Below are 16704 nucleotides of genomic sequence, written 5' to 3'. Positions count from 1 at the left end.
TGATACTTTCGCTTCTCCGGCAGACCCCGAAGGACCCCACCGGCGCGTCGCGCATCAAGCGCCCACACTTATCGGCTGTTAATTTTTAAAGATCGGTTACGCATTCACCACCAAACCGGCACCGCGCTGTTGACATCCCAACTACCCGGCACCGCTTCGTTCTGCGTCGCTGCATCAGCAGCAGAGAAACGAGATTATGAAGAACTTTCGCTACGCCGTCAACAGGTTTTTCCAACTTCCTGAACCTGCCCGCTTCGCTGAAAGCCTTGCCACTGCTGGCTCTCCCGCCTCCCGCGCCCCGTTCTCCGAGGCACGAAAGAGCGAGATTCTAGCGACCTGCACCCCGCCTTGCAAGCGTTATTTTGACAAGCTTATTAACGATGCTTGAAAACCGGTTTGCGCTTCTCAACAAACGCGGCCATACCCTCCTTCTGATCTTCGGTGGCGAAGAGGGAATGGAACAGGCGGCGCTCGAAATGCACGCCTTCGGCGAGTGTCGTCTCATAGGCGCGGTTGACCGATTCCTTCACCATCATCACGGCCGGCAACGGGAATTCAGCAATCGTCGCAGCCGCGGCTATTGCCTCGTCGACCAGCGACGCAGCCGGAACCACACGCGATACCAATCCGGCGCGCTCGGCTTCGGCGGCATCCATGAATCGCGCGGTCAGGCAGAGGTCCATCGCCTTCGCCTTGGAGACGGCGCGCGGCAAGCGCTGCGTACCACCGGCGCCCGGCATGATGCCGAGCTTGATTTCCGGCTGACCGAACTTTGCCGTGTCGGCGGCGAAAATGATGTCGCACATCATCGCCAACTCGCAGCCACCACCGAGCGCGAAACCGGCCACCGCCGCAATAATCGGCTTACGAATGGAGCGGACGGCCTCCCAGTTGCGGGTGATGTAGTCGCCCTTGTAGACATCCATATAGGTATAGGTGGACATCATGCCGATGTCGGCACCGGCTGCGAACGCCTTTTCGCTGCCCGTGACCACGATCGCGCCGATCGCGGCGTCGGCATCGAACTCCCGCAACGCCGCCCCCAGTTCGTCCATCAATGCGTCGTTCAGAGCGTTCAATGCCTTCGGGCGATTCAACGTGACCAAGCCGACCCGTCCCCGCATCTCAACCAGAATGTTCTCGTAAGCCATGCCGCCTCCTAAAGTTAGAAAAATCACGCGCGAAAACACTTCGCGCGGCCATCTTAATAATGCTACCATTCGCCAACCAACCGGTCGGTCAATTATTCGACAGGCTTTTCCCAACGTACAGCCAAGCCCCCTCTGCCATGACACATCCGCTATTCACCAAGCACGAAGACACGCTGCAAAAGGCACTCACCGCGGTTGAAACGCGCGGCTACTGGAGCCCGTTCGTCGAAATGCCCAGTCCGAAAGTGTACGGGGAAACGGCTAATGCGGACGGCGAAGCCGCATTCAAAGCGCATCTCGACGATACGTTCCAACTAGACCAACCCTCGACGGGCGAAACCGTCGGCGCCGAAGTCTCACCGTTCGGATTCCCGCTCGGCGTGCGCTACCCGAAGGCCGACCCCGCCGCTCTGATCGCGGCTGCGGCGGCTGCCCAACGCGACTGGCGCGCGGCAGCACCGCAGGCATGGATCGGCGTGTGCCTCGAAATCCTTGCCCGCGTGAATCGCGCCAGCTTCGAAATTGGCTACAGCGTGATGCACACGACCGGCCAGGCATTCATGATGGCCTTCCAGGCCGGCGGCCCACACGCACAAGACCGCGCGCTCGAAGCCGTCGTGTATGCGTGGGACCAACTGCGCCGCATTCCCGGCGACGCCCATTGGGAAAAACCGCAAGGCAAGAATCCGCCGCTCGCCATGCACAAGCGCTACACCGTCGTGCCGCGCGGCACCGGTCTCGTGCTCGGTTGCTGCACCTTCCCGACGTGGAACGGTTATCCGGGCCTCTTCGCCGATCTGGCCACGGGCAACACGGTCATCGTCAAGCCGCATCCGGGCGCAATTCTGCCGCTGGCGCTGACCGTACGAATCGCGCGTGATGTTTTGCGCGAAGCGGGTTTCGACCCAAATGTCGTCACCTTGCTGGCTACCGAGCCGAGCGACGGCGCACTCGTCCAGGACCTGGCCCTGCGCCCCGAAATCAAACTCATCGACTTCACTGGCAGCACGCAAAACGGCACGTGGCTCGAGCGCAATGCGCATCAGGCCCAGGTCTACACCGAAAAAGCCGGCGTGAACCAGATCGTGATCGACTCGGTCGATGACATCAAGGCCGCGGCTCGCAACATTGCCTTCTCGCTCGCGCTGTACTCGGGCCAGATGTGCACCGCGCCGCAAAACATCTACGTGCCGCGCGGCGGCATCCGCACTGCGGAAGGCACGCTCGGTTTTGACGAAGTTGCCCAAGCCATTGCCGGCGCTGTGCAAAAACTCGTCGCCGACCCGGCTCGCGCTGTCGAACTGCTCGGCGCGATTCAGAACGAAGGCGTGATTCAACGCATCGACGAAGCCGCAAAGCTCGGCCGCGTTCTCGTCGAAAGCTTGACGCTCGAACATCCCGCTTTCGCCGGCGCCCGCGTACGCACGCCGCTCGTGCTCCAACTGGATGCCGCCACCGACCATGCGCAGTTCACCAAAGAGTGGTTCGGCCCGATCTCATTCGTGATCGCGACGGATTCGACCGCGCAGTCGCTGGATCTCGCCGGCGCAATCGCCGCCGAGCACGGCGCGCTAACGCTGTCGGTGTACAGCACGGACGAAGCGGTGCTCGACGATGCGCACGAAGCCTCGATCCGCGGCGGCGTAGCCTTGTCGATCAATCTGACCGGCGGTGTATTCGTCAATCAATCGGCAGCGTTCTCGGACTTCCACGGCACGGGCGCAAACCCGGCGGCTAATGCCGCGCTGGCTGACGCAGCCTTCGTCGCGAATCGCTTCCGCGTAGTTCAAAGCCGCGTTCATGTTGAACCGAAAGCGGCGCCGGCGGTAGCTGGCTGAATGGCATAAGACAAAGCACGGCCTCGTCCTATGCCGTTTGGCCGAATGGACCGGACTGTGCACCCCAACTAACATGAGACATCGGATCGGCACCTCACGCCGGTCCGCCCCGAGCAGGAATCCATATGAACGACGCCTTCATTTGCGATGCGATTCGCACTCCAATTGGCCGCTACGGCGGCGCACTAAAGGATGTCCGCGCCGACGACCTCGGCGCGGTGCCGATCAAGGCGTTGATCGAACGCAATCCCGGCGTCGACTGGCGCGCTGTAGACGATGTCATTTATGGCTGCGCGAATCAGGCCGGCGAAGACAATCGCAACGTAGCCCGCATGTCGGCGTTGCTGGCCGGCCTGCCCACTGAGGCGCCCGGCTCAACCATCAACCGCTTGTGCGGCTCGGGTATGGACGCGGTCGGCACCGCCGCGCGCGCGATCAAGGCGGGCGAAGCGCGCTTGATGATCGCCGGCGGCGTCGAAAGCATGACACGCGCGCCGTTTGTCATGGGCAAGGCGACTAGTGCGTTCGCGCGCCAAGCCGACATTTACGATACGACCATCGGCTGGCGCTTCATCAACCCGCTGATGAAACGCCAATATGGCGTCGATTCGATGCCTGAAACCGCGGAAAACGTCGCCGTCGAATTCAGCGTGAGCCGCGCGGATCAGGACGCGTTCGCGCTCGCGAGCCAGCAAAAGGCCGCTCGCGCCCAGCAGGATGGCACGCTGGCCCAGGAGATTGTCGGCGTCGAAATCGCGCAGAAGAAGGGTGACCCCGTGCGCGTGCTGCTCGATGAGCACCCGCGCGAAACGTCGCTCGAAAGTTTGGGCAAGCTCAAAGGCGTGGTTCGCCCGGACGGCAGCGTGACGGCAGGCAACGCGTCGGGCGTGAACGACGGCGCGTGCGCGTTGTTGCTAGCTAACCAGCAGGCGGCCGATCAATACGGACTGCGCCGCCGTGCCCGCGTGGCGGGCATGGCAACGGCGGGAGTCGAGCCGCGCATCATGGGTATTGGTCCGGCGCCGGCCACGCAAAAACTGTTGAAGCAACTCGGCATGAAGCTCGAACAACTCGATGTGATCGAGTTGAACGAAGCCTTCGCATCGCAAGGTCTCGCTGTTCTGCGTACGCTCGGTCTGCGCGACGACGACCCGCGCGTCAACCCGAACGGCGGAGCCATTGCACTCGGCCATCCGTTGGGTGCTTCGGGCGCGCGTCTGATCACGACCGCGCTGTATCAACTGGAGCGGACCAACGGCCGCTTTGCGCTTTGCACGATGTGCATTGGCGTGGGCCAGGGCATCGCACTGGTCATCGAGCGGCTCTGACATCAGCGCCGCAGCGCCCATCGGTCAAAAGAGACTTTGAGGAGACACCCAATGTCATATGAAGCGATTCGCCTGGACATCGACGCATCGAACCATGTCGCAACCATCACGCTGAACCGGCCGGACAAGCTCAATAGCTTCACGCGCGCGATGCATCGGGAACTGAGCGCCGCGCTCGATGAGGTCGAAACATCCGGCGCGCGCGCGCTCGTACTTACCGGCGCGGGCCGCGGCTTCTGCGCCGGCCAGGACCTCGCCGACCTCGACTTCACACCAGGCGCCATGACCGATCTGGGTGAACTGATCGAGCAACATTTCAATCCGCTGATCCGCCGCCTGCAAGCATTGCCGCTGCCCGTCATCGCCGCGGTGAACGGCACGGCCGCCGGCGCGGGGGCCAATCTCGCGCTCGCGTGCGACGTCGTGCTCGCGGCTCGCTCCGCCAGCTTCATTCAGGCGTTCGTGAAAATCGGCCTGGTGCCGGACTCGGGTGGCACATGGTTTCTGCCGCAGCGTGTCGGCATGGCTCGCGCGCTAGGACTCGCCATCTCCGGCGACAAACTCAGCGCGGAAAAAGCCGAAAGCTGGGGCTTGATCTGGCAAGCAGTCGACGACGCGGAACTCGCCGTCACCGCGGCGAAACTTGCGGCCCAACTTGCGCAACAACCCACGCGCGCCATCGCCGCCATCAAGCAGGCCATGCGTGCGGGCGCGACGCAAACGCTCGACCAGCAACTCGATCTCGAACGAGATTTGCAACGTGAACTGGGGGCGTCCCACGATTACGCGGAAGGCGTGCAAGCCTTCGTTGAAAAGCGCGCACCGCGCTTTGAGGGCCGTTGAACATGTCCACGCAAGCCAATCATCCCGATCAGATGACGCCCGAAGAACTCGCCCGCGCCACTGCTGCCGCGATGTACGAGAACGACGCGTGCAGCCGCGCGCTCGGCCTCGAAATCGTCGAAGTACGCCCCGGATACGCGCGCCTGCGCATGGCCGTTCGCGCCGACTTTCTGAACGGCCATCAGATTTGCCACGGCGGCCTGATTTTTACGCTCGCGGATTCGACGTTCGCATTCGCCTGCAACACGTACAACATCAACACGGTTGCGGCCGGCTGCTCAATCGAGTTTCTGCGGCCTGTGAAAGGCGGCGACGTGTTGACCGCGGAAGCCATTGAGCAAACGCTGAGTGGCCGAACCGGCATCTACGACATTCGCGTGACGAACCGTGCCGAAGAAACCGTCGCGATGTTCCGCGGCAAATCGGCGCAAATCAAAGGCAACCTGGTTCCCACAGGCGATTGATAACCGCAACCTCGCAGCAAACCCATGACAGATTCTCGGCTCGGTGGCGGCTCTTCGCCGCCACACCGTTAAACAGCAGCCAGCTCCCGGTTTTTTGCGCGCAAGCGCACGTATATCAGACCCAAGCATTGAGGCAGCAAGGAGACATTCGATGACCACCGCCCTTCCGCTCGATCCGATCGAGACCGCCAGCCGCGACGAACTTGCCGCGCTTCAACTTGAACGGCTTAAATGGTCGTTGAACCACGCTTATGAAAACTCGCCGGTTTACCGGCACAAATTCGATGAAGCCGGTGTCCATCCAAGTGAAGTGAAAACCCTTGCGGACCTGGCGCGCTTCCCCTTCACCACCAAGAAGGATCTGCGCGACAGCTACCCGTTCGGGATGTTCGCCGTGCCGCAGGAACAGATTTCACGAATTCACGCGTCGTCCGGTACGACAGGTAAGCCGACCGTGGTCGGCTACACGGCGCGCGATATCGACACGTGGGCGAACCTCGTCGCGCGTTCGGTCCGCGCCGCCGGCGCGAAGCGCGGCGACAAGGTTCATATCAGTTACGGTTACGGTCTGTTCACGGGCGGTCTCGGCGCGCACTACGGCGCCGAGCGCGCGGGACTCACCGTGATCCCGTTCGGCGGCGGCCAGACTGAAAAACAGGTGCAACTGATCCAGGACTTCCGGCCCGACATCATCATGGTGACGCCGAGCTACATGCTGTCGATCGCGGACGAACTTGAGCGGCAAGGCGTCGACCCGGCCCATTGTTCGCTGCGCATCGGCATCTTCGGCGCGGAACCGTGGACCAACGACATGCGTCAGGCGATCGAAAAGCGCATGGGCATCGATGCTGTCGACATCTACGGTCTGTCCGAAGTGATGGGTCCGGGTGTGGCGTCGGAGTGCGTGGAAACGAAAGACGGCCCGACCATCTGGGAAGATCACTTCTATCCCGAGATCATCGATCCCGAAACCGGCGAGGTGTTGCCGGACGGCGAGCTCGGCGAACTTGTGTTCACGTCGCTGACCAAAGAAGCGCTGCCGATCGTCCGTTACCGCACGCGCGACCTGACGCGCCTGCTGCCGGGTAGCGCCCGCACCATGCGGCGGATGGAAAAGATCACCGGCCGCTCGGACGACATGATGATCGTGCGCGGCGTGAACGTGTTCCCGACGCAGATCGAAGAACTGCTGCTCAAGCAGCATGCGCTCGCGCCGCACTATCAGATCGTGCTGACCAAGGAAGGCCCGCTCGACGTGTTGACGTTGAACGTCGAACCTTGCCCGGAATCGGCACCGGACACGGCCGCGTTGAGCACGGCCAAGCAGGCGCTGGCCTATGACATCAAGGCGCTGATCGGCGTGAGCGCGGTGGTGAACGTGCTGGCGGTGAATGGGATCGAGCGTTCGGTAGGCAAGGCGCGGCGCGTGGTGGACAAGCGTAAGTTGGGGCTGTAACAAATAGCGCCTTATACGACGCATGCAGCACGATGCATGCGTCGCATCCGTTTGCGCGCGCGACCGAATTGACCAGCCACGCCAGAAACAATGTGCAGCGGATCAAATAAGCAGCTCGGCCACACTTGCCGCGCCGCTTACGGATCACATCAACCGGAAATAGCGGCGGCGCTAAGCGTAACGTCCACCGCCAAACCTCAAGAATTCGGCAGTAACAACCACATCCGGCCGCCCTGCTTCATCTTGCCGGCCAGATCGCCGGCGTCGTCGCCGAGGCCCCAGAAGTAATCGGCGCGCACGCCGCCTTTAATCGCGGAACCCGTGTCCTGCGCGAAGACGAGGCGATTCATCGGCGAATTCGTCAACGGACGCGTGGTCTGCAAGAACACCGGCGTACCGAGTGGAATCGAAGTCGGATCGACCGCGATCGACCGCTCCGGCGTCAACGGCACACCCAACGCGCCGATCGGGCCGTCCGCGCCACCGCTCGGCGCGCTCTCGCCGGATGGCATCTCGCGGAAGAACACGAAGCGCGGATTCGTATCGAGCAACGCATCGACGCGCGTCGGATTTGCGCGCGCCCACGCCTTGATGCCCTGCATGGTCGCCTGCGCGGGCGTGAGTTCGCCGCGGTCCAGCAGCCAGCGTCCGATCGACTTGTACGGCTGGTTGTTAGTCCCGCCAAAGCCAAGACGCATCACGCTGCCGTCTTCCATCACGATGCGCCCGGAGCCCTGCACCTGCAGGAAAAACGCTTCGATAGGATCGTCGACCCACACGAGTTCGTTACCGTTGAGCACACCCGCGCGCTCGAGTTGCGCACGCGCCGGCAGCGGCGCGCCCGCGCGATAACTCGCCGGCCAGCGATACAACGCGGTCTGATACACGCCGTGCCGAGTGCGCGAACCACGCAGCAACGGCTCGTAGTAACCGGTGACTAATCCGTCGAGCGTGCCGTCGGTATTCGCCAGTTGGAAAGGCGTGAAATACGCTTCAAAAAAAGCCCGCGCACTGGTGACGTCGAGGTCGTCGATTTGCGAGGCCGCGGCACAGGCGCGCGCCCAGTTCGGTTGACGCGCGAGCCTCGCGCAGTTTTGCCGCAACGCGGCCGTCGCGCCGATCAACGAGTCGTCCTGCCAACCCGGCACCTGCTGCCATGCAACGGGGGTCAGCCGCGTCGCGGCAATCTGTCCGGGGATGATCGCCGCACCCGTGGGTGGCGAAACCGAGGGCCGGACCGCGCCGCCGCCGCCGCAGGACGCCAGCAGCACCGCAACCGAAAGCGCTCCGAGCCATGCTCCGGCCGTGCGGACAAAACGCATACAATGTTCGTTCTTGATGGAAACCGCCATGTCTGATCTGTTCGACGAATACCCGATGCTCATCTTCGCGCTGGAATCGCTCCTCGCGCTCTTCCTGCTCGTCTTTATCGTTGTATGGACGTCGTCCGGCAAGAAGAAAGCGGCGCGCGCCAACGCAAGTGAACAGCAGAAGCAGCAAAAATCGCAGTAAAGCTGCGCGTTCAACCGCGCGCTGAGCTTCTTAAAGACCGCGGGCCGCGCCCTCGGTTCAATGCAACGTACGCGGCATGCGCAGGATGAACTCCGGCACCGGCGCGTCGAAACGCTCGCCGTCCTCGGCCACGCAGAAGTACTCGCCGCGCATGGTGCCGACCGGCGTGGCGATCACCGCCCAACTCGTGTACTCGAAATGCTCGCCCGGCTTGAGCAACGGCTGATGTCCGACCACGCCCAGGCCCTTCACTTCCTGCACGCTCTTGTCGCTGTCGGTGATCACCCAATGGCGCGCGATCAATTGCGCGGGCACCTGGCCGGTGTTACGGATAGTCAGCGTGTATGCGAATGCATACTGGCGGCGCTCCGGGTCCGACTCTTCGGGCAGATATTGCACCTGCGCCGAGACGCTGAATTCGTACTGGCTCATCCTGATTCCGGTCTGCTGAAACGGGGTGTGAAAAATCGCGGGAAAGCCCGAACGCCAATGGTTTGCGGGCGCATTGGCGACACGGCGCCGATGGTTTTGGCATTCTGCTTGATGCGCGCCACGCCCGCAACCGGACAAATCCCTTTGGCCAAGGGCCACTAAGGCGTTTTGTCACATTCGCCGCTTGAACGAAGCTTCACGCCCGAAAGCGTCCGCGAACCGGAACGCCCGCGCACAAAACGGTAAAATGGCGCTTTCCCCGCTTGCCTCCGCCCCCGCCATGACGCAATTCCGCATCGCTCCAAGCATTCTGTCAGCCGACTTCGCCCGCCTCGGCGAAGAAGTCCGCAACGTTGTCGCCGCCGGCGCCGACTGGATTCACTTCGACGTGATGGACAACCATTATGTGCCGAACCTGACCATCGGCCCGCTCGTCTGCGAAGCGATCCGCCCGCACGTCGACGTGCCGATCGACGTGCATCTGATGGTGCGCCCGGTCGACCGCATCGTGCCCGACTTCGCCAAGGCCGGCGCGAATCTGATCAGCTTCCACCCGGAAGGCTCGGACCATATCGACCGCACGCTGTCGCTGATCCGCGACCACGGCTGCAAGGCCGGTCTCGTGTTCAATCCGGCCACTTCGCTGAGCCATCTGGACTACGTGATGGACAAGGTCGATCTCGTGCTGATCATGTCGGTGAATCCGGGCTTCGGCGGCCAGTCGTTCATTCCCGAGGCGCTCGTCAAGCTTCGCGAAGCACGCAAGCGCATCAACGAATACAAGGAACGCACCGGCCGCGAGATTCATCTGGAAGTGGACGGCGGCGTGAAGGTCGACAACATCGCCGAAATCGCGGCGGCCGGCGCGGACACCTTCGTGGCCGGCTCGGCGATTTTCGGCCAGCCCGACCACAAGGTCGTGATCGAGAAGATGCGCGCGGCACTCGCCAACATCCAGCACTGAGCACCGACGCATAACCGGCACGCAACATGACCACTCCGTTCCCCGCCCCGACTTTCACCGGCCCACGCCTGCAAGCCGCGATCATCGACCTCGACGGCACGATGATCGATACCGCCGACGATTTCACCGCCGGCCTGAACGGCATGCTCGCGCAACTCGACGCGGAAGAAACGTCGCGCGAGGAAGTGGTCGGTTATGTCGGCAAGGGTTCGGAGCATCTGATCCGCAGCGTGCTGGCGCCGCGCTTCGAAACGGAGCATGCGCAAGACCGCTTCGACGAAGCGCTCGCGATCTATCAGGAGGAGTACGCGAAGATCAACGGCACGCACACGCGGCTCTATCCGAACGTCGAAGCCGGCCTGATCGCCATGCGCGACGCCGGCCTCAAGCTCGCCTGCGTGACCAACAAGCCACATCGGTTCGCGGTGGAATTGCTGCAGCAGTATGGGCTTGCCCAGTATTTCAGCGTTGTGATCGGCGGCGACAGTCTGGCGAAAAAGAAGCCGGATCCACTGCCCATGCTCACCGCGGCGGCGCAGTTGGGCGTCGAGCCGCAGGCCACGGTTGCCATCGGCGATTCGGAAAACGACGCGCTGGCGGGCCGTGCGGCCGGCATGGCGACGCTCACGGTGCCATACGGCTACAACCACGGCCAAGCTATACAAACAATAAAATCCGATGGTATAGTTGGCTCGCTGCTCGACGCCGCCAAGGCGATCGCAGCGCACCATTCCACGACCTGAAAAGTCCTTCATCCTCATGTTTCTGAATAAAAAACGGAGTCTGATTAGCATCGACCGGGGAGCCTGGCCCTGGCGTCGCTGGTCGCGCTAACCTCGCCTGAGGTACGCTGAAGCTCGTCTTCGGCAACCGTTTTTTACTTCGCTGCGCTCACGCGTTTTTTCCATCATCTTGTTTCGCTGCATCGGTTGATTCGGCCTGCGTGTACCCGCAAAGTACAGTTGTGCGCTGAAATCCCTTGCACGCGTCGATGGGAAACTCGCGCCGGTCGGTATCATCGTGTCGACACGTCGAACGAACGCCTGACCGGCCGCGCAATGACCCGTTTTGTCCGACGCACGCTGCCGCCGGATCACCGTACAGGATCGGAACATGACCGAACTCGAATTCCAGTCCCTCGCCAATGAGGGCTTCAACCGCATTCCCCTGATCGCCGAAGCGCTCGCCGACCTCGAAACGCCGCTCTCGCTTTACCTGAAACTCGCGCAGAGCGAGCGCAACGGCGCCAACTCGTTCCTGCTGGAGTCGGTGGTGGGCGGCGAACGGTTCGGCCGCTATTCGTTCATCGGCCTGCCGGCGCGCACGCTGCTACGCACCCGCAACGGCGTGTCGGAAGTAGTGCGCGACGGCAAGGTAATCGAGACGCACGAGGGCGACCCGCTCGAATTCATCCAGCAATTCCAGGGCCGCTTCAAAGTGGCGCAGCGCCCCGGCTTGCCGCGCTTCGCGGGCGGTCTGGCCGGTTATTTTGGCTACGACGCGGTGCGCTACATCGAGAAAAAGCTTGCGCACACGGCGCCGAAAGACGATCTGAATCTGCCCGACATCCAGTTGCTGCTGACTGAAGAAGTCGCGGTGATCGACAACCTCGCGGGCAAGCTTTACCTGGTGGTCTACGCCGATCCGACGCAGCCCGAGGCCTACACGAAAGCCAAACAGCGTTTGCGGGAACTGCGTCAGCGCTTGCGCACGACCGTGCAACCGCCGGTCACGTCAGCCAGCGTGCGAACCGAGACCTACCGCGAGTTCGCCAAAGACGATTACCTGACGGCCGTGCGCAAGGCGAAGGAATACATCGCCGCCGGCGAACTGATGCAGGTGCAGGTCGGCCAGCGCCTGATCAAGCCGTACCGCGACAATCCGCTTTCGCTGTACCGCGCGCTGCGCTCGTTGAACCCGTCGCCGTATATGTATTACTACAACTTCGGCGACTTCCACGTGGTGGGGGCATCGCCGGAAATCCTGGTGCGTCAGGAAAAGCGCGGCGAGGATCGCATCGTCACGATCCGGCCGCTCGCCGGCACGCGGCCGCGCGGCAACACGCCGGAACGCGACGCGGAACTCGCGACCGAACTGCTGAACGATCCGAAGGAAATCGCCGAACACGTCATGCTGATCGACCTCGCGCGTAACGACGTGGGCCGCATCGCGCAGATCGGCTCGGTGGTCGTCACCGACAAGATGGTGATCGAAAAGTACTCGCATGTGCAGCACATCGTGAGCTCGGTCGAAGGCAAGCTGAAACCCGGCACCACCAATTTCGACGTGCTGCGCGCCACCTTCCCGGCGGGCACGCTGTCGGGCGCGCCGAAGGTCCGCGCAATGGAACTGATCGACGAACTGGAACCCGTCAAGCGCGGCCTGTACGGCGGTGCGGTCGGCTATCTGTCGTTCACGGGTGAAATGGATCTGGCCATCACGATCCGCACCGGCGTGATCGCGAACGGCAATCTGTATGTGCAGGCGGCAGCGGGTGTAGTCGCGGATTCGGTGCCGGAATCCGAATGGCAAGAGACCGAGAACAAGGCGCGCGCCGTGTTGCGCGCCGCCGAACAGGTTCAAGACGGCCTCGATAGCGACTTCTGACCGGAGACACACCATGCTGCTTATGATCGACAACTACGACTCGTTCACCTACAACCTGGTGCAGTACTTCGGCGAACTCGGCGAAGACGTGCGCACCTATCGGAACGACGAAATCACGCTGGACGAAATCGCCAGACTCAACCCGGAGCGCATCTGCCTGTCGCCCGGCCCGAGCAATCCGCAACATGCCGGCATCACGCTCGACGTGCTGCGCGAATTCAGCGGCAAAACGCCGATTCTCGGCGTGTGCCTCGGCCATCAGGCCATCGGCGAGGCCTTCGGCGGGCGCGTGGTGCGCGCGCAAACCATCATGCACGGCAAGGTCAGCACGATCGAAACCGACTGCAAAGGCGTATTCGCCGATCTGCCGAAACACTTCGTGGTGACCCGCTATCACTCGCTCGCGATCGAACGCGAATCACTGCCCGACTGCCTCGAAGTGTCCGCGTGGACCGAAGACGGCGAGATCATGGGCGTGCGTCACAAGGAACTGGCCGTCGAAGGCGTGCAGTTCCACCCTGAATCGATCCTCTCCGAACACGGCCACGCGCTGCTCGAAAACTTCGTGAAGCAGTCGAAGCTCGCCGGCGCGCAAACGTCCAATCGCAACGCTTGATGAAGAGAGACGACATCATGACGATTACGCCCCAGGAAGCGCTGCAACGGACCATCGAGCACCGCGAGATTTTCCACGACGAAATGCTGCATTTGATGCGGCTCATCATGCGCGGCGAACTCTCGCCCGTGATGGCGGCCGCGATCATCACCGGCTTGCGCGTCAAAAAAGAGACCATCGGCGAAATCACCGCCGCCGCCACGGTGATGCGTGAGTTTGCCCGGCACGTCGAGGTGCAGGACAACTCGAACTTCGTCGATATCGTCGGCACCGGCGGCGACGGCTCGCATACCTTCAACATTTCCACGGCAACCATGTTCGTTTCGGCCGCGGCCGGCGCCAAGGTCGCGAAACACGGTGGCCGCGGCGTATCGAGTAAATCCGGCAGCGCCGACGTGCTCGAAGCGCTCGGCGTGAATATCGACTTGCAGCCGGAGCAGGTGGCGGCGTCGATTGCGGAAACCAGCATGGGCTTCATGTTCGCCCCGAACCATCATCCGGCCATGAAGAACATCGCGCCGGTGCGCCGCGAACTCGGCGTGCGGACCATCTTCAATATTCTCGGGCCGCTGACCAATCCGGCAGGCGCACCCAATCAGTTGATGGGCGTGTTCCACGGCGACCTCGTCGGCATTCAGGTGCGCGTGATGCAGCGCCTCGGCGCGAAGCACGTGCTGGTGGTGTACGGTATGGACGGCATGGACGAAGTCTCGCTCGGCGCGGCGACGCAAGTCGGCGAGTTGCGCGACGGCCAGATTCACGAGTACGAGATTCATCCGGAAGACTTCGGCATGCAGATGGTGTCGAACCGCACGCTGAAAGTGGCCGACGCCACCGAATCCAAAGCGATGCTGCTCGACGCGCTCGACAACAAGCCGGGCGTCGCCCGCGAAATCGTCACGCTGAATGCGGGCACCGCCTTGTATTCGGCGAACGTGGCTTCGTCGATCGCGGACGGCATTCAGTTGGCGCGCGAAGCGATCGCGAGCGGCAAGGCGCGAGCCAAGGTCGACGAACTCGTTCGCTTCACCCAGCAATTCAAGCAGTGATCAAGTAGCAATCAACGTAGCGAGACACTTATGAGCGACATCCTCGACCGTATCATCGCGGTCAAACGCGAAGAAGTCCGCGCGGCCGAACAGAGCGCGCCGCTCGAAGAGCTGCGCCTCGAAGCGTCGTCGCGCGACATTCGCGACTTCGTCGGCGCATTGCGCGCGAAACACACGGCAGGCCTCGCCGCGGTCATCTCCGAAGTCAAGAAAGCGAGCCCGTCGAAAGGCGTGTTGCGCGAGCACTTCGTGCCGGCCGAGATCGCGCGTTCGTACGAAAAGCACGGCGCGGCCTGCCTGTCCGTGCTCACCGACGTGCAGTTCTTCCAGGGCAGCGTCGCGTATCTGGAGGAAGCGCGCGCGGCCTGCAATTTGCCGGTGTTGCGCAAGGACTTCATCGTCGATCCGTACCAGATCGTCGAAGCGCGCGCCATGGGCGCCGACGCGATCCTGCTGATCGCCGCCGCACTCGAAACTTCGCAGATGCAGGACCTGGAAGCGCTCGCGCATTCGCTCGGTCTCGCCGTGCTGGTCGAAGTGCACGATCGCGACGAGCTAATGGAATCGCTCACGCTGAAAACGCCGTTGATCGGCATCAACAACCGCAATCTGCGCACTTTCGAGACGTCGATCGAAACGACGATCGGCATGCTCGAAGCGATTCCGGACGACCGCATCGTCGTCACGGAGTCGGGCATTCTGTCGCGCGCCGATGTGGAGCGCCTGCGCGCGATGGACGTGCATACGTTCCTCGTCGGCGAGGCGTTCATGCGCGCGGACGAGCCGGGCGTGGAGCTTGCTCGGATGTTTTTCTGAGCGCGGTGTCGAGACGCGGCACGCGGCGTACGTAGCGGAGCACATCATGGGCATGGAACGCGAAATCAAGCTGGCGCTGCCACCCGCGCAGCTGGAAGCGGCGACGCGTTGGTTCGTCGCTCGCACCGGGGCGCAGGGTCGTCCGATCAAACTGGTGAATATTTACTTCGACACGCCTGCGTTGGCGCTGGCGAGTTCGAAAAGCGCCCTGCGTTTGCGGAAGACGCCGGACGGCTGGCTGCAAACTTTCAAGACGGTGGGCAACGCCAACAATGGCTTGCACAGCCGGCATGAGTGGGAAATGCCGGTGGCCGGCGAAAAACTGGAGATCGACGCGTTGCTGCGTGAATGCGACGAGCCGTCCGCCGCAGACGCTTTGCGTCAAGCCGCGCCTGAGCTGACGGAACTATTCCGCACGAATTTCACCCGGACGCTGTGGCATGTGGAAGTAGACGGCTCGGACATCGAAGCGGCCATCGATCAAGGCGACGTGTTCGCCGAGGTCAAAGGCGAAAGCCGCCGCGCGCCGATCTCGGAAGTCGAGCTCGAACTGAAGTCCGGTGACGAAGCCGCGCTTCACACGCTCGCAGCGGAACTCGGCAAACAGATAGCCGGCCTCGCGCCGGACAACATCAGCAAGGCGCAGCGCGGTTATAAGTTGCGTGCTGGCTGAGGCGCGGTAAAGCGACCCGGCAAACGCGACAAGCGACCGACCACACCTTGAGCAACGCCGCGTTTGCTGCGACACTTCCCCGCCATGACCTCCGCTTCCCGTACCCGCTCCAGCTCGTCGCAGGCTTCACTGTTTGGCGACGCTGCATCCGCACCGGCCACCGACATCGCAACCGCGCCGCCGCCCACGCTCGAAGCGCAATTCGACGCCCTGCCGCCCGCATGGCGCGCGCATCTCAAACCGTTCATCGAAAGCGACGCCTACGCGCCGCTCTGCCGTTTCGTCGACGGTGAGCGCGCCGCCGGCAAAACCGTCTATCCCGCCGACGTCTTCCGCGCGCTGCGTTTGACCAGTCCTGACGACGTCAAAGTCGTCATCCTCGGCCAGGACCCGTACCACGGCGAAGACCGCGGCACACCGCAAGCGCATGGACTCGCGTTCTCCGTGGCGCCGAACGTGCGCACGCCGCCGTCGCTGCGAAATATTTTCAAGGAGATCGCCGCGAGCCTCGGCCACGAGACGCCGCGTCACGGCTGTCTCGACACATGGGCGAAGCAAGGCGTGCTGCTGCTGAACACCGTGCTGACCGTCGAGCGTGACTCAGCCGCCAGCCACGCGAAACGCGGCTGGGAAAAATGCACCGACACGCTGATCCATGAACTGGCGATGCGCCATGACGGCTTGGTGTTCATGCTATGGGGCGCGCATGCGCAAGCCAAGCGCGCGCTGCTCGGCGGGAAATCGCATTGCGTGCTGGAAGCGCCGCATCCGTCGCCGCTGTCGGCGCATCGCGGTTTTCTCGGTTGCGGGCATTTCGCGAAGGCCAACGACTATCTCGCGCAGCACGGCCGTGAACCGATCGACTGGCGTTTGCCCGACGAAGCGCAAATGCTCGCGTAAAAACCGCCCGCGACAGGCATCGAGCGTCGCACAGCCACGCCACAAACAAAAACGC

Annotated in this window: 17 protein-coding genes; 14 read left to right on the top strand and 3 right to left on the bottom strand. The window is 62.8% G+C overall.

The annotated features are described in order from the left end of the window. Positions 1–374: 374 nt before the first annotated feature. Positions 375–1151 carry an enoyl-CoA hydratase gene (locus B0G75_RS33090; protein WP_106314146.1) on the bottom strand — a complete coding sequence of 259 codons (777 nt, stop codon included), beginning with the start codon at positions 1149–1151 and terminating at the stop codon, positions 375–377. Positions 1152–1288: 137 nt separating this feature from the next. On the opposite strand from B0G75_RS33090, the gene paaN reads away from it, so the two are divergent. The 5 genes from paaN to paaK all read left to right on the top strand — a co-directional run bounded on the left by paaN (position 1289) and on the right by paaK (position 7080). Beyond that, positions 1289–2989: a phenylacetic acid degradation protein PaaN gene (gene paaN / locus B0G75_RS33085; protein WP_106314145.1), complete on the top strand. Its 1701-nt coding sequence runs from the start codon at positions 1289–1291 to the stop codon at positions 2987–2989. Between the two features lie 125 nt (positions 2990–3114). Continuing rightward, positions 3115–4317, top strand: coding sequence for a 3-oxoadipyl-CoA thiolase (gene pcaF, locus B0G75_RS33080; RefSeq protein WP_106314144.1), 1203 nt, complete (start codon positions 3115–3117; stop codon positions 4315–4317). A gap of 51 nt (positions 4318–4368) precedes the next feature. After that, the gene (gene paaG / locus B0G75_RS33075; RefSeq protein ID WP_106314143.1) at positions 4369–5160 is read left to right on the top strand and encodes a 2-(1,2-epoxy-1,2-dihydrophenyl)acetyl-CoA isomerase PaaG; all 792 of its coding nucleotides are present in this window, start codon (positions 4369–4371) and stop codon (positions 5158–5160) included. A 2-nt stretch (positions 5161–5162) separates the two neighbouring features. Next, positions 5163–5624 (top strand): hydroxyphenylacetyl-CoA thioesterase PaaI, encoded by a 462-nt coding sequence (gene paaI / locus B0G75_RS33070; RefSeq protein ID WP_106314142.1) that lies wholly within the window; start codon positions 5163–5165, stop codon positions 5622–5624. Between the two features lie 151 nt (positions 5625–5775). Continuing rightward, a complete protein-coding gene (gene paaK / locus B0G75_RS33065; protein ID WP_106314141.1) occupies positions 5776–7080 on the top strand; it encodes a phenylacetate--CoA ligase PaaK in 1305 nt (434 codons plus the stop codon). A gap of 197 nt (positions 7081–7277) precedes the next feature. Here the strand turns inward: paaK and B0G75_RS33060 are convergent, their stop codons facing one another. Beyond that, entirely contained in the window at positions 7278–8402 is a 1125-nt protein-coding gene (locus B0G75_RS33060) for a murein transglycosylase A (RefSeq protein WP_106314140.1), read from the bottom strand. Between the two features lie 28 nt (positions 8403–8430). Between B0G75_RS33060 and B0G75_RS40890 the strand changes: the two genes are divergently transcribed. Continuing rightward, positions 8431–8592 (top strand): hypothetical protein, encoded by a 162-nt coding sequence (locus B0G75_RS40890; RefSeq protein ID WP_012434443.1) that lies wholly within the window; start codon positions 8431–8433, stop codon positions 8590–8592. A 57-nt stretch (positions 8593–8649) separates the two neighbouring features. On the opposite strand, the gene apaG is transcribed toward B0G75_RS40890, so the two are convergent. Further along, on the bottom strand, positions 8650–9024 hold the full coding sequence (gene apaG / locus B0G75_RS33050) for a Co2+/Mg2+ efflux protein ApaG (RefSeq protein WP_012434444.1): 375 nt from the start codon (positions 9022–9024) through the stop codon (positions 8650–8652). A gap of 280 nt (positions 9025–9304) precedes the next feature. Here apaG and rpe point away from each other — a divergent pair, with 280 nt between their 5' ends. From rpe to B0G75_RS33010, 8 genes are all read left to right on the top strand, one after another. Further along, on the top strand, positions 9305–9988 hold the full coding sequence (rpe, locus tag B0G75_RS33045) for a ribulose-phosphate 3-epimerase (protein ID WP_041758592.1): 684 nt from the start codon (positions 9305–9307) through the stop codon (positions 9986–9988). 26 nt (positions 9989–10014) lie between these two features. After that, positions 10015–10731 (top strand): phosphoglycolate phosphatase, encoded by a 717-nt coding sequence (locus B0G75_RS33040; protein ID WP_106314139.1) that lies wholly within the window; start codon positions 10015–10017, stop codon positions 10729–10731. Positions 10732–11101: 370 nt separating this feature from the next. Next, positions 11102–12595 carry an anthranilate synthase component I gene (gene trpE / locus B0G75_RS33035; RefSeq protein ID WP_106314138.1) on the top strand — a complete coding sequence of 498 codons (1494 nt, stop codon included), beginning with the start codon at positions 11102–11104 and terminating at the stop codon, positions 12593–12595. Between the two features lie 13 nt (positions 12596–12608). Then, positions 12609–13211 (top strand): aminodeoxychorismate/anthranilate synthase component II, encoded by a 603-nt coding sequence (locus B0G75_RS33030; RefSeq protein WP_106314137.1) that lies wholly within the window; start codon positions 12609–12611, stop codon positions 13209–13211. Between the two features lie 17 nt (positions 13212–13228). After that, positions 13229–14260, top strand: coding sequence for an anthranilate phosphoribosyltransferase (trpD, locus tag B0G75_RS33025; protein ID WP_106314153.1), 1032 nt, complete (start codon positions 13229–13231; stop codon positions 14258–14260). Positions 14261–14290: 30 nt separating this feature from the next. After that, on the top strand, positions 14291–15076 hold the full coding sequence (gene trpC / locus B0G75_RS33020; protein ID WP_106314136.1) for an indole-3-glycerol phosphate synthase TrpC: 786 nt from the start codon (positions 14291–14293) through the stop codon (positions 15074–15076). Positions 15077–15122: 46 nt separating this feature from the next. Next, entirely contained in the window at positions 15123–15749 is a 627-nt protein-coding gene (locus B0G75_RS33015; RefSeq protein WP_106314135.1) for a CYTH domain-containing protein, read from the top strand. An 84-nt stretch (positions 15750–15833) separates the two neighbouring features. Further along, a complete protein-coding gene (locus tag B0G75_RS33010) occupies positions 15834–16649 on the top strand; it encodes a uracil-DNA glycosylase (RefSeq protein ID WP_106314134.1) in 816 nt (271 codons plus the stop codon). Positions 16650–16704 lie beyond the last annotated feature (55 nt).

It is taken from the genome of Paraburkholderia sp. BL18I3N2, assembly GCF_003001875.1.
GTDB lineage: Bacteria > Pseudomonadota > Gammaproteobacteria > Burkholderiales > Burkholderiaceae > Paraburkholderia > Paraburkholderia phytofirmans.
Note: the sequence above shows the minus strand (reverse complement) of the source record. Positions and strands in the feature narration are given on the sequence as shown.

What these genes read in the sequence shown, in the direction of transcription:
- B0G75_RS33090 (WP_106314146.1), bottom strand. Translation starts at nt 1,151, where the DNA reads ATGGCTTACGAGAACATTCTGGTTGAGATGCGGGGACGGGTCGGCTTG.
- paaN (WP_106314145.1), top strand. Translation starts at nt 1,289, where the DNA reads ATGACACATCCGCTATTCACCAAGCACGAAGACACGCTGCAAAAGGCA.
- pcaF (WP_106314144.1), top strand. Translation starts at nt 3,115, where the DNA reads ATGAACGACGCCTTCATTTGCGATGCGATTCGCACTCCAATTGGCCGC.
- paaG (WP_106314143.1), top strand. Translation starts at nt 4,369, where the DNA reads ATGTCATATGAAGCGATTCGCCTGGACATCGACGCATCGAACCATGTC.
- paaI (WP_106314142.1), top strand. Translation starts at nt 5,163, where the DNA reads ATGTCCACGCAAGCCAATCATCCCGATCAGATGACGCCCGAAGAACTC.
- paaK (WP_106314141.1), top strand. Translation starts at nt 5,776, where the DNA reads ATGACCACCGCCCTTCCGCTCGATCCGATCGAGACCGCCAGCCGCGAC.
- B0G75_RS33060 (WP_106314140.1), bottom strand. Translation starts at nt 8,402, where the DNA reads ATGCGTTTTGTCCGCACGGCCGGAGCATGGCTCGGAGCGCTTTCGGTT.
- B0G75_RS40890 (WP_012434443.1), top strand. Translation starts at nt 8,431, where the DNA reads ATGTCTGATCTGTTCGACGAATACCCGATGCTCATCTTCGCGCTGGAA.
- apaG (WP_012434444.1), bottom strand. Translation starts at nt 9,024, where the DNA reads ATGAGCCAGTACGAATTCAGCGTCTCGGCGCAGGTGCAATATCTGCCC.
- rpe (WP_041758592.1), top strand. Translation starts at nt 9,305, where the DNA reads ATGACGCAATTCCGCATCGCTCCAAGCATTCTGTCAGCCGACTTCGCC.
- B0G75_RS33040 (WP_106314139.1), top strand. Translation starts at nt 10,015, where the DNA reads ATGACCACTCCGTTCCCCGCCCCGACTTTCACCGGCCCACGCCTGCAA.
- trpE (WP_106314138.1), top strand. Translation starts at nt 11,102, where the DNA reads ATGACCGAACTCGAATTCCAGTCCCTCGCCAATGAGGGCTTCAACCGC.
- B0G75_RS33030 (WP_106314137.1), top strand. Translation starts at nt 12,609, where the DNA reads ATGCTGCTTATGATCGACAACTACGACTCGTTCACCTACAACCTGGTG.
- trpD (WP_106314153.1), top strand. Translation starts at nt 13,229, where the DNA reads ATGACGATTACGCCCCAGGAAGCGCTGCAACGGACCATCGAGCACCGC.
- trpC (WP_106314136.1), top strand. Translation starts at nt 14,291, where the DNA reads ATGAGCGACATCCTCGACCGTATCATCGCGGTCAAACGCGAAGAAGTC.
- B0G75_RS33015 (WP_106314135.1), top strand. Translation starts at nt 15,123, where the DNA reads ATGGGCATGGAACGCGAAATCAAGCTGGCGCTGCCACCCGCGCAGCTG.
- B0G75_RS33010 (WP_106314134.1), top strand. Translation starts at nt 15,834, where the DNA reads ATGACCTCCGCTTCCCGTACCCGCTCCAGCTCGTCGCAGGCTTCACTG.